Below are 11,616 nucleotides of genomic sequence, written 5' to 3' on the forward strand. Positions count from 1 at the left end.
CGGAAATCGGTACCGGGTACGGTTTCTAAACACAATCCGCTATGGTAGCCACTACTTAGTATATAAGATATATCATTTTTTAGATTAGACAAATATATCTACGGCGTATGAAAAATAAACAAGCCAACAACCAAATCATTATTTACGAGGGCGACAAGGGTCAGCCAAAGCTTGAGGTGCGGATTAAAGACGAAACTGTTTGGCTAACGCAGACACAATTGGTTGAGCTTTTTCAATCCAGTAAAGCCAATATCAGCGAGCATATTAAAAATATCTATCTAGAAAAAGAATTGACCCCGGAATCAACTGTTCGGAAATTCCGAACAGTTCAAAAAGAGGGTGACAGGGAGGTTTCCAGGGATATTGAGCATTATAATCTTGATCTGATTATTTCCCTTGGCTACCGCGTAAAATCGCACATTGCCACCCAATTTCGTATTTGGGCGACCACGCGACTCCGTGAATACCTTGTTCAAGGATTCACTATGAATGATGAATTTTTGAAAAATAATGGTGGCGGAATCTATTGGAAAAAACTTTTAGCACGTATTCGTGATATTCGCTCCAGTGAAAAAATCTTGTATCGACAAGTTCTTGACCTTTATGCCACGAGTGTGGATTACGACCCTAAATCTCTGCAATCAATCAAGTTTTTTAAAATTGTGCAAAATAAATTGCATTACGCGACACATAAACAAACAGCGGCGGAAGTTATTTACAATCGCGCCGACAGTAAGAAAAAATTTATGGGTTTGACGGTTTTTACGGGTGATTTGCCTGTGTTGGAGGAAGTGCGCATAGCGAAAAATTATTTGACTGCCGAAGAACTGGAAAAATTGAATAGACTTGTTTCAGCATATTTTGAATTAGCAGAATTGCGCGCTATAAAGCAACAAACAATGAGTATGGCGGATCATATCAAAGCTCTTGATAGCTTATTGGATGATTATGGCGAGGGAGTTTTGCGTGATCAGGGCAAGGTAAGCCATGAGAAGGCAATAAAAAAAGCCGAATCGGAGTATAGAAAATATCAAAGGGAAACATTGAGCAATGCGGAAAAAGATTACTTGGAGAGTATTAAAGCTGTGGAGCATAATGCGAAAAAGAACATCTCACCATTGAAGAAAAAATAACATGGCATTACATAAAAATTTTCCAAAATCACCGCACGTAATACTTGATCCGAAAATCAGGTGGTTTCGGTGTGGACGCACCACTGGTTCTATAAGGGCATAGCATCTATTGGCACCCGTGTAGAAGTTGTGGCTAGGGATTGTGGCGACCAACTTCTTACCATTGTATCCTTGAATCATCGCATTCTACCTTTGTTATAAGATGAGTAAATTACTCCCTTGTCTTGCTGGCATGGGAGTTTTCTTTTGCAATCTGTACAATCATATCCATGTTTTTTTCAATAACATCCTTTTGTTCCGCGAGGTAGAAAGGTGGGAGCGCGTTAAGCGGATGCCATGCGATCTCATCTTTCTCATTGTGTTCAGTAATACGATGTTTTTCTTCTCGAGTTGGTGTCATGAGAAAGTAATGAATTGTCTTATCTTCACCTGTTTTTTCTACATGGCGCGTGTATGTTCCAAGCGGACGAATAATCTTTATATGTTGTAATCCGGCTTCTTCTCGGACCTCCCGCAAAGCGGCGTCTTCAATGGTTTCTCCGTTTTCTCTATGACCTTTGGGTAACACCCAGTCGGAATAGGCACGATCCCGTATAAGGAGGATATTGGGCTTATCGGCAATCATTTTTACAATTACTCCTCCGGCAGATATTGATTGTTTGGAATCCATATAGTTAATACTGTCAGTATTTATATTGGTCGTTGTTTAAGAGGGGGGTAGCTCTATTTCAAATGAAAAGGGAATAAGTTTGCCGTCCGTATGTCGTATTGTGTTTAAACCATACCGATTTTCATAAAGAGAAAATTGTTATATATACGTATTTGATAGTATACGATATATTAAATGAATGGTATAGTATACCTACTTTTAGTCCTAATAATACGATAGGTACTGTTTGTTTGATCATGCAAATTAATTCATCCATATTTCGCGCATACGATATTCGGGGCCGGTATCCCGAAGAGTTGAACGAGCAAACGGCATATCGTATTGGACGCTCCTTCGCCTCATTCCTTAAGTCGGGTTCCGTGGGAAAAGATCATATTCGTGTTTTGGTTAATGGAGACGCACGTCCCAGTTCACCGTCTCTCACTAAAGAGATTATAAACGGACTTACTGATGAAGGATGTGATGTTCTCGACGCCGGTCTCTCGACAACCCCTATGCATTATTTTGCCGTTAATCATTTTGATGTAGATGGCGGTATTATGGTAACGGCATCTCATAACCCCTCGGAGTATAACGGATGCAAGCTGTCGCGCAGAGAATTAGTTTCTGTGGGAGGGGGTACGGGTATGGAAGAAATTCGCAATATGGTTGTGCGCGGCGTGTTTCCCTTACCCCAAAAAAAAGGACGCGTGCAGATCATATCTAATCTTAAAAAGGACTATATAGCATTTGTCAGGAGTAAATTTTCACCGAAGGATTGGCGGCCGCAGAAAATTGTTTTTGATACGGGTAACGGTATGGTCGGTCTCATCTTGAGGGATATGCTCGCGGGGACGGGGATTACTTATTCTATATTGTACGAAGATATAGATATGACTTACCCTAACCATACGGCGAATCCGTTGGATGAGCATACGCTTGATGATTTAAAACGCGCAGTAAAAGAAGAGCATGCCGATATGGGTGTGGCGTTTGATGGAGACGGGGACCGTATTGCGTTTATTACGGCAGAAGGTGATCGTGTACGCGGCGAGTATATGACAGCGCTTTTTGGTTTACATGCACTTTCTCGAGAAGCGGGCGTGGCGACGGTATATGATCTTCGTTCCAGTAAGGCGGTTTCCGAGGTTATAACCGAAGCGGGCGGCATGTCGGTACGAAGCAGGGTTGGACATACGTTTATAAAACGTGCCATGCATAAATATAAGGCAGTTGTCGGCGGAGAGGTTTCGGGACATTATTATTTTCAGGAAACGTTTTTTGCCGAGTCTAGTATGTACGCTCTTTTTTTATTAGTACAAATACTTTCGGAGAAAAACCAATCTCTTTCCGGTGTGGTGCGTCCTTTGGATCGTTATGCAACGACAGGGGAGTTAAATTTTTCTGTTACGAATGCCGATAGTATCATTGATGACTTGGCAGTATTATATAAAAATGAAAAAACGGATTATCTTGATGGTCTTACCGTAGAGGCGGACAATTTTTGGTTTAATATGCGGGTGTCAAACACGGAGGGAGTTCTTCGCCTTAATCTGGAAGCTAAGGATAAAAAAATCCTCCAGCAGGTACTGAAGGATATTAAAAGCGTGTTGAAAGTCGGGTAATTTTGCCGGTTGATATAATTTATATAAGACCGACTTTATCATATACTTCGCGTAAAGTTTTTCCGGCAACCGTTCGGGCCTTTTCCGTTCCTTTTTCAAGTATGGAATGTAGGGTGGTGGGGTCGGAAAGGAGTTCCGTTTGTTTTTCCCGCAGGGGAGCAAGGTACGAAACAAGAGTATCCCCAAGCGCTTCTTTGAATTCTTTATATCCTTTGCCGGAAAATTCTGCTTCTATGGTGGCGGTATCTTTTCCCGTACATAAACTATAGATAGCAATTAAGTTTGCGAGTCCGGGGCGCATTTGGGGATTAGATACTATATCACTACCGGAATCAGTAACGGCGGATTGTATTTTCTTCCGGATATTGTCCGGTTCATCAAATAGGCCAATGTAGGTATTAGAGCCATGCGACTTTGACATTTTTTTAGAAGGATCCTGAAGGGAGAGAATTTTACTCCTATCCGTGAGTACATGCGGTTCGGTAAGCGGGAACAGCTCTCCAAAACGGGTGTTGAAGCGCCGAGCCGTTTCTCGTGTCAGTTCAACGTGCTGTATCTGGTCTTTTCCAACGGGTACTGTATCCGCTTTGTAAATAAGAATATCAGCAGATTGTAAAACAGGATACATAAAAAGACCTGCAGTGGCTTCTTTTCCTTCTTCACGTTTTTCTTTATATACAACCATGCGTTCTAGGTCGCCCATCGCGGTTATGGTGGAAAATATCCACATAAGTTCCGCATGTTCCGGTACATGAGACTGTACAAATAAGGTAGAAGTATCCGGATCAATACCCATAGCGATAAGACTCGCTACGGTTTCGAGTGTATGACGGCGCAGTGTTTCCGGGTCTTGCGGTTCCGTGATGGCATGGAGGTCGGCAACCATAATATACGCATCATAATCTCTTTGCATATTCACCCATTGTTTTGTGGCGCCGAAATAGTTTCCAATATGGATTTCCCCGGATGGCTTGATGCCGCTTAAGAATGTCTTTTTCATATTCTAAATTTATGTGCCAAATATATTTACCCGTCTGCTAGACTTCGATAATAACAGGCAAGACCATCGGTCTTTTTTGTGTTTTGGTGAACAAAAATTGTCCGATGTTTTCTCGTACCTTATCCTTTACATATGCCAAATTGAGCGGATGCATTTTTTGAGTTCCTTCTTCAATGGTGCGACGAATACGCGTGCGTGTTTCGTAGAGAAGTTCTTTTGATTCCCGCAAATATACGAATCCGCGCGAGATAATATCGGGAGATCCTTTTACTTTTCCGGTTTCGGCATCTACGACGGCGATAATAACAAACATTCCATCTTCGGCAAGCATTTGCCTGTCGCGCAAAACAACTTCTTCCACGTTGCCAACACCAAGACCGTCTACGAATACGTAACTGGCGGGAATTTTTTCTCCCGTGGATTCCGCAACGCCGCCGGATATTTCGATGACCTGACCGTTGTCAGGATAGAAAATCCGTTTAGGGTCAAATCCCGCTTCTATGGCAATGCGCCCGTGAATTTTAAGAAAAGAATGATTACCTTCAATGGGGATTAAGTATTTCGGTTTTACCAGATTTATCATGAGCTTCAAATCTTCCTGTTTAGCATGTCCTCCCGCATGAATATCAAGCATTTTATAATTAATGACATCGGCGCCGTCACGATAAAGCTTGTCGGTAAGATATTGAACGGAACGTTCGTTGCCGGGAATAACCGAAGATGAAAACACAACCGTATCGGCGGGCTGAATACGTAAAAATCGATGTTCCTTATTAACGATACGCATAAGAACCGCATTTGATTCCCCCTGTGCGCCGGTTGCCAGAATGATAACTTTATGCGGTGGATAGTTTTTAATATCCTGCACGGGAATAATGGTATCACTTTTAAATTTCATATAACCGAGCTGGCGAGCAATTTCAACATTCGTTTTCATGCTTCTGCCTTCCACAACCACTTTTTTCTTGTGTCCTTCCGCCAGCTGAATAATTTGTTGGAGGCGTCCTAAGAGGGAAGCGAACGTACCGATAATAAGACGCCCTTTTGCACCGGCAATAATTTGTTCGAGCTCCACCTTAATTTCTTTTTCGCTGAACTGGTGTCCGGGTTCGCGGGCATTGGTACTGTCTGACATGAGAGCAAGAACATTTTGCTTGCCGAGAGCTTTTATTTTATCGATTTCCGTTTTGCCGGCAATGTCCGATTTAACATCAATTTTAAAATCTCCGGTGTGTACCACGATGCCCTCCGGCGTTTTAATGACGACACCGATAGATCCGGGAATGTTATGTGACACACCAAAGAAAGAGCATTCAAATACGCCCAGTTTTATTTTAGAATCGCTGGTTATTTCATGAGTATTAAGTTCCACCGATGTATCTTTATAATCGGTTTGGCGCTTCATAAAAATAGCAAGCGTAATATCGGTACCGTACATGGGGATGCCGCCTCCGAGTTCTTTCATGATATGCGGTATGCCGCCTATATGATCATAGTGTGAATGCGTTATGATAACGCCTCGAATGTTTTTCTTTTTGGGAAGAAGATAAGAAATGTTCGGGATAATGTAGTCAATGCCCGGCATATTCTCTTCCGGGAATTGTAGTCCCATATCGATAATAATGATGTCATTGCCATATTCAAGTACGGTCATATTGCGACCGACTTCTTCGCATCCTCCTACGGGGATAATGCGCAGTTTTGCTTTTCCTGGACGGATCGATTGTTTCTCCGCAGAGGGGGAAGATGACTTCTTTGCGTGAGAACGTGCCTTTGTGGGACGCCTTGCTGGTGCGGTGATAGTGCGCGTATGTGTTTTTGCGCTTGTCGTTTTTTTGTGTGATGGTGTCATAAATTTAATTAACAGTAATGTGAGTAGTTGGTAATAAGTGTTATACGATTAGTTTTTATTAAGTTTTTTTATTTTCAAATAGTTTTTGCATACGGTTTCTAAGGATAAAGAATTAAAAGTTAACGTATCTTCCGGATACTTTAATGTGTGCCGGAGAGAGGACTCGAACCTCCACGTCTTTCAACATACGCACCTGAAGCGTACGCGTCTACCAATTCCGCCACTCCGGCAATAAATAATTTTTAGCAGAGCTTTTATAGATTTCACCGCTTACTACATTCCGCTTGTTTGCCAGACATTCTTCGTTTTTATATACCATGTATGTATATCAGTGAATCTATCTGAAGGAAGAACGACATTTTTAATGGAGATATTGTGTACCGAGGAAGCGGGAACATATAAGTAATATGGACTATACAGAAACAGTGCCGGCATATCAGTAGCGATATATTCTCCGAATGTACGATATTTTTCTTCGCGCTCTTCCGGAGAGGGTAGTGCATGAGCATCTGTAAGCAGGGTATCTACGCGCGGGTTTGTATACATGGCTATATTCAGTCCGGGATCGTTTCTTTGGGAGGAGTGCCAGAATGCAAATGGATCGGGATCATGCGCCATAGCCTGGCCAAATAGTACGGCATCGTAGCGGCGCGGACGCAAGACATTTTGTTCAAAATCTCCAATTTCAAATACGGAAATTTCCACTTTTGCGCCAAGTTCATTCCACATGGTCTGTAAGAGGCGCGCCGTTTCCACGAGGTCGGGCGTGTCGGATGTGCTGATGGTAAAGGAAAGATGGATAGTTTCATCTTTGGATATTTTTTTATCACGTATGCCGTCCTCATCTATATCAATCCAGTCATTATCGGTCAATAGCTGTTTTGCGCGTTCAAGATCAAATGCGCGATCACTGTAAAAATCCTGATCCAATGCACCAAATGTTTCCGGTGGGATAGGACCATAAGCGGGCGTACCTTCTCCTTCAAGTACATTTGCAACAAGCATGTTTTTATCGATACTTAACTCGAGAGCGTCCCGCACCACATCATCGGTTAATGTTTTCGATGTGTTCTGGTTAAGAAAGAGGCCAAACACGCGAGACAGAGGTAGACGAAGGATGGGGAATGATTCATGGATATGTGCGGCGGCGGAAGGAGGAACGGCACTCGCTGAATCAATGCGTCTATTTTCAAGGGCAAGGAGAAGTTCTTCGGGTGAGGGAAAAAAGTGGAGTTCCAGGGTATTAATTAATGGTGTTCCCAGCACGTAGTGAGTGTTTGCTTCAAGAATGTACGTAGTAATGCCTCCCGTGCTGTTTTTTTCGAGCGAAACAACACGAAACGGTCCGGCGCCTATCGGCTCTATATTAAGCGGTGTTAAGGTAAATTCTTCCGCAGATACGGCGCTCCATATATGACGGGGGAGAATGCCTACGGTTGTATTTTCAAGGAATGGCGCGTACGGTTTTGCAAGTGTAAATTGTACGGTATAATCATCAATTTTTTCTGTGGCAACACCTTCCCAATTTGCCCGTAAAGGACTGCGATATGACGGATTGGTGGCAAGAGATATGGTAAATATCACATCATCCGCCGTTACGGGTGTTCCATCGCTAAAACGTGCGTCTTTGCGAATATGAAAGGTGTACACAATGCCATCTTCGGAAATGGTGTAATCTTCTGCAAGATTCGGTATCACCGTTCCTGTGGAATCCAGTCGCATAAGGCCCGCATAGGTAAGGGCCGTCATATCTCTGTCGGTGTTTGATACGGCAAGAAGAGGGTTGATAAATCGGGGGATGCCGATGATGCCTTCACGCAACGTACCTCCGTTTGCAGGTACGGGTACGGAGTAAGCGCGACTAATCGAACCACCAAGGTAGATACCGGAAGCTATCAATAAAACAACAAAAAGCGCATATATACCTTTCTCACTTCGTGTTAAGAGGCGAGTTGCGGCGCGAAAGCGTAGTATACGCGAAGGTTTTTGTAAATGATTATCGGAATCTTCTTGCACGATAAATTAAAGAAGTGACAAAAATAAGGAAACAGAGATCGGTTTAGAGTATCGAACACAAGATTATTATGGTAATAATCCCAAATTCCATGCTCCAAAATATTATTCGTTTGATTCCCCTGTAGGTACGGCGTTCGGTATTGTGTTGATGGAAGGAATAGTTGGTGCGCCGGATTCATCCGTTAGGGGGACGGTTTCTATATTGATCGACTCGGTTGTCGCCGGCTGAATTGTCTTGCTTACCACAATGGTAAGAAGGCCAACAAGCAAAAAGAGCGCACTTAGTATAATAGTAGCAATTAGGAGTCCTTTTTCAACACCTCGTTTGCTCTGATAAAATCCGCCTCCGCCAAATGTTGAAGAAAGACCCGTCCCTTTTTGTTGTAAGAGGATAACAGCGCCAAGTGTGATGGATATGCCGACTTCCGCATAGATCAAGATTTGTCCAAGATTCATTCCCGTAGCGTACTACAGGTTGCTTGATAAGTCAAATGGTTTATTACAATAATATACACCAAGAATAGCGCAACCAAGGATAAGAATATGAATACTTTTCTTTGATGAAATAAATGACAATCACTTACTTTAAATAACGGTGTTTATGGTTTCCTATCTACTGCGGTATACTCAAAGTATAGCATGAAACGCAAATATATTATTGGTATAGATGAAGTAGGACGCGGACCGTTGGCAGGGCCCCTTACCCTTGGTGCCGTTGCCTTTTTCGGAGAAGGGGAAGAGCTTTCGAATGATTTCGGTTTAGGTGGCATAAAAGATTCAAAAAAACTAAGTCATAAAAGAAGGGTTGAATGGGCGATGAAAATAACAAAACAGCTTCCTTATGCGGTTTCATCAATACATGCTGGCGAAATTGATAGCGGTGGCATAAGTCGTGCGCTTAGAAAAGCGGTAGCGGATGTTTTGGAAAAACTGTTAACGGAAAACCCATCAATTTTTCATTCAGAGTGTGTTGTTCAGTTGGATGGAGGATTGCATGCGCCTGACTTATTTACCCACCAGGAAACTATTATAAAAGGGGACGAAACTAATGCGCTTATATCCGCCGCGTCCATTGTAGCCAAGGTATGCCGAGATGCCTATATGTGCCGGCTTCATGAAAAATATCCCGTATATGGTTTTGATAAGCATAAGGGGTACGGCACGCGATTGCATATGGATAATATTATTAAACATGGTCTCTCGCGTCACCATCGCAAGTCTTTTTGCCGGAATTTTATAAAATAAGCGAACTATATACTACAAAGTTACCCCAACTTTATACCCCCTTGCTCTTTATTTTTTTATGTTGTAGAGTGTTCGTATGTCTATACGCATGAGGCACACAAAGGCTCATAGAAACGAACGGCGGGCTCATCACGGGCTTAAGCCTCTTCAGGCGGGTACATGTCCGAAATGTAAATCAATAATAATGCCGCATAATGTATGCGCAAATTGCGGTACGTATCGTGGGCGGGAAGAAATTGACGTACTTGCAAAGCTCACGAAAAAAGAACGAAAACAGAAAGAGAAAGAACTTGCCGCCACCGAACCGAGTAACCAGCCGCAAGGCGAACCTAGTATGGAAGAAATGTCCAAAAGTTAATTAAACAAAGAAAGACGGGTTTATTTTCTCAATGTAAGCTAAATCTACTATCTAAACTAGTTCCTTAAAATGGCTTCACGACATCTTGCGCGATCTATTGCCATGCAGACGCTTTACGAATGGGACTTTAAAGAAACCATCGGTATTTTGGTTTCGCGTGAAGATGTGTCCTCCATATTAAAGCGGGATATTGACGAGTTTGGTCCCGGACTTGAGGAAAAAGCGTTTGCTAAAAATTTAGTAGACGGTGTGCTTGATCATGCAAGTGATATTGATGCCATTATTGAGAAGGCCGCACCCGAGTGGCCCATTAAACAAGTGGCAATTGTAGACCGCAATGTTCTTCGCATCGGTCTTTTTGAGCTTCTGTTTGGAAAATATGGAGAAGTGCCGCCCAAGGTTGCCATTAATGAATCTATTGAGCTTGCGAAAACATTTGGCGGGCCAAATTCCGGCAAGTTTATTAACGGTGTGCTGGGAACGGTATATCGGGAAATTGGTGAACCGGGCAAAGAGGATAAAGTACGCAGAGACTTGTCTCCCGAAGAGCGTGCCGAGCTTCCTGTGGAAAATAAAGTAGGGGCGGTTGTATTTCGGAAAGAAAAAAATACCAATCATTTCGCGCTTGTACATGATGTTTTTGGATATTGGACGCTCGCGAAAGGAAGCCCTGAAGAGCACGAAAAATTGGAAGACACCGCAATCCGGAAAGTTTTGGATGAAGCCGGGCTGGGGCATTCCCATGTAGTGGAGAAATTGGGCGAGAATGAATACGTGGCGCATGATCCCGAAAAAGGGCGTGTGCGTCGACGTGTTACCTATTTTTTACTGGAAACAGCGGACACAAAACTCACACTTAAGGAAACGGGCGGTCTTGATGATGTACGGTGGTTTGCGGAAAAAGAACTTTCCGATCTGAAAATGTACGATGATGTTCGTGGATTTTTTGCGAAAGCGCTTGAAATTATAAATTAGTTTGTAGGTTGTAGGTGTCAGGTTAGAGGGGAAACTCTAAAGCTTGGCACCTAAAACCTAATATTTCTCTTATGAAAGACGTAACTAAACTTGAAGAAATTCTTGGGGTAACTTTTAACGACAAAGATCTTTTAAAATCAGCCCTGACGCATCGATCGTATTTAAATGAAAATCCGTCATGGCCGCTTCCGCAAAATGAGCGTCTTGAGTTTTTAGGTGACGCTGTTTTGGAACTGGCGGTAACGCGTTATTTGTATCTTAATTTTGAGAATCCGGAAGGCGAGCTTACGAGTTATCGTGCGGCATTGGTAAATTCTATCATGCTTACGCGTTTGGCGGCCGATCTGAATCTTAACGATTTTTTACTTCTTTCTCGCGGTGAAGCCAAGGATGAAGGCAAGGCGCGCATGTATATTTTGGCAAATACGGTGGAAGCCGTTATAGGTGCAATCTATCTGGACGGGGGGTATGATGTTGCGGAGGCCTTCATTATGCGTGTCCTTATTCCTTATATGGATGAGGTTCTGGAAAAGAAATTATATCGGGATGCAAAAAGTTATTTTCAAGAAAAAGCACAGGAAGTTGAAGGTATTACGCCTACGTATCATGTTATAAAAGAATGGGGACCTGATCATGCCAAAAACTTTATTGTGGGAGTATATATCGGAGATAATCTTGTTGCCGAAGGAGAAGGGTCGTCAAAACAAATTGCGCAACAGCATGCCGCAGAAAATGGTATTAAGATAAAGGAGTGGGAGTGATG

The 11,616-nt window shown here is 42.8% G+C and carries 10 protein-coding genes, 1 tRNA gene and 1 pseudogene; 6 read left to right on the top strand and 6 right to left on the bottom strand.

Going from position 1 to position 11,616, the window contains the following annotated elements:
- Positions 1-107: 107 nt before the first annotated feature.
- Positions 108-1,133 (top strand): cell filamentation protein Fic, encoded by a 1,026-nt coding sequence (locus COU90_02905; protein PJE64375.1) that lies wholly within the window; start codon positions 108-110, stop codon positions 1,131-1,133.
- A gap of 211 nt (positions 1,134-1,344) precedes the next feature.
- On the opposite strand, the gene COU90_02910 is transcribed toward COU90_02905, so the two are convergent.
- Entirely contained in the window at positions 1,345-1,803 is a 459-nt protein-coding gene (locus COU90_02910) for an NTP pyrophosphohydrolase (GenBank protein ID PJE64376.1), read from the bottom strand.
- 236 nt (positions 1,804-2,039) lie between these two features.
- Here COU90_02910 and manB point away from each other — a divergent pair, with 236 nt between their 5' ends.
- Entirely contained in the window at positions 2,040-3,407 is a 1,368-nt protein-coding gene (manB, locus tag COU90_02915; protein PJE64377.1) for a phosphomannomutase/phosphoglucomutase, read from the top strand.
- A gap of 19 nt (positions 3,408-3,426) precedes the next feature.
- Here the strand turns inward: manB and trpS are convergent, their stop codons facing one another.
- The 5 genes from trpS to secG form a co-directional block, all read right to left on the bottom strand.
- The gene (gene trpS / locus COU90_02920) at positions 3,427-4,407 is read right to left on the bottom strand and encodes a tryptophan--tRNA ligase (protein ID PJE64378.1); all 981 of its coding nucleotides are present in this window, start codon (positions 4,405-4,407) and stop codon (positions 3,427-3,429) included.
- Between the two features lie 37 nt (positions 4,408-4,444).
- Positions 4,445-6,259 (bottom strand): ribonuclease J, encoded by a 1,815-nt coding sequence (locus COU90_02925; protein ID PJE64379.1) that lies wholly within the window; start codon positions 6,257-6,259, stop codon positions 4,445-4,447.
- A 148-nt stretch (positions 6,260-6,407) separates the two neighbouring features.
- A tRNA-Leu gene (locus tag COU90_02930) sits at positions 6,408-6,489 on the bottom strand.
- Between the two features lie 43 nt (positions 6,490-6,532).
- Positions 6,533-8,275 carry a hypothetical protein gene (locus tag COU90_02935; GenBank protein ID PJE64380.1) on the bottom strand — a complete coding sequence of 581 codons (1,743 nt, stop codon included), beginning with the start codon at positions 8,273-8,275 and terminating at the stop codon, positions 6,533-6,535.
- 102 nt (positions 8,276-8,377) lie between these two features.
- Positions 8,378-8,731, bottom strand: a complete 354-nt coding sequence (gene secG / locus COU90_02940) for a preprotein translocase subunit SecG (GenBank protein ID PJE64381.1) — start codon at positions 8,729-8,731, stop codon at positions 8,378-8,380.
- Positions 8,732-8,914: 183 nt separating this feature from the next.
- Here secG and COU90_02945 point away from each other — a divergent pair, with 183 nt between their 5' ends.
- From COU90_02945 to rnc, 4 genes and pseudogenes are all read left to right on the top strand, one after another.
- Positions 8,915-9,520 carry a ribonuclease HII gene (locus COU90_02945; GenBank protein PJE64382.1) on the top strand — a complete coding sequence of 202 codons (606 nt, stop codon included), beginning with the start codon at positions 8,915-8,917 and terminating at the stop codon, positions 9,518-9,520.
- Positions 9,521-9,596: 76 nt separating this feature from the next.
- Entirely contained in the window at positions 9,597-9,878 is a 282-nt protein-coding gene (locus tag COU90_02950; protein PJE64383.1) for a 50S ribosomal protein L32, read from the top strand.
- 69 nt (positions 9,879-9,947) lie between these two features.
- Positions 9,948-10,394, top strand: a pseudogene (gene nusB, locus COU90_02955) (transcription antitermination factor NusB).
- Between the two features lie 530 nt (positions 10,395-10,924).
- Positions 10,925-11,614 carry a ribonuclease III gene (gene rnc, locus COU90_02960; GenBank protein ID PJE64384.1) on the top strand — a complete coding sequence of 230 codons (690 nt, stop codon included), beginning with the start codon at positions 10,925-10,927 and terminating at the stop codon, positions 11,612-11,614.
- The last annotated feature ends 2 nt before the right edge of the window (positions 11,615-11,616 follow it).

This window comes from Candidatus Ryanbacteria bacterium CG10_big_fil_rev_8_21_14_0_10_43_42 (genome assembly GCA_002793915.1).
GTDB lineage: Bacteria > Patescibacteriota > Minisyncoccia > Ryanbacterales > 2-02-FULL-48-12 > 1-14-0-10-43-42.

Coding starts and splice junctions, on each gene's coding strand:
- COU90_02905 (PJE64375.1), top strand. CDS start 108: ATGAAAAATAAACAAGCCAACAACCAAATCATTATTTACGAGGGCGAC.
- COU90_02910 (PJE64376.1), bottom strand. CDS start 1,803: ATGGATTCCAAACAATCAATATCTGCCGGAGGAGTAATTGTAAAAATG.
- manB (PJE64377.1), top strand. CDS start 2,040: ATGCAAATTAATTCATCCATATTTCGCGCATACGATATTCGGGGCCGG.
- trpS (PJE64378.1), bottom strand. CDS start 4,407: ATGAAAAAGACATTCTTAAGCGGCATCAAGCCATCCGGGGAAATCCAT.
- COU90_02925 (PJE64379.1), bottom strand. CDS start 6,259: ATGACACCATCACACAAAAAAACGACAAGCGCAAAAACACATACGCGC.
- secG (PJE64381.1), bottom strand. CDS start 8,731: ATGAATCTTGGACAAATCTTGATCTATGCGGAAGTCGGCATATCCATC.
- COU90_02945 (PJE64382.1), top strand. CDS start 8,915: ATGAAACGCAAATATATTATTGGTATAGATGAAGTAGGACGCGGACCG.
- COU90_02950 (PJE64383.1), top strand. CDS start 9,597: ATGTCTATACGCATGAGGCACACAAAGGCTCATAGAAACGAACGGCGG.
- rnc (PJE64384.1), top strand. CDS start 10,925: ATGAAAGACGTAACTAAACTTGAAGAAATTCTTGGGGTAACTTTTAAC.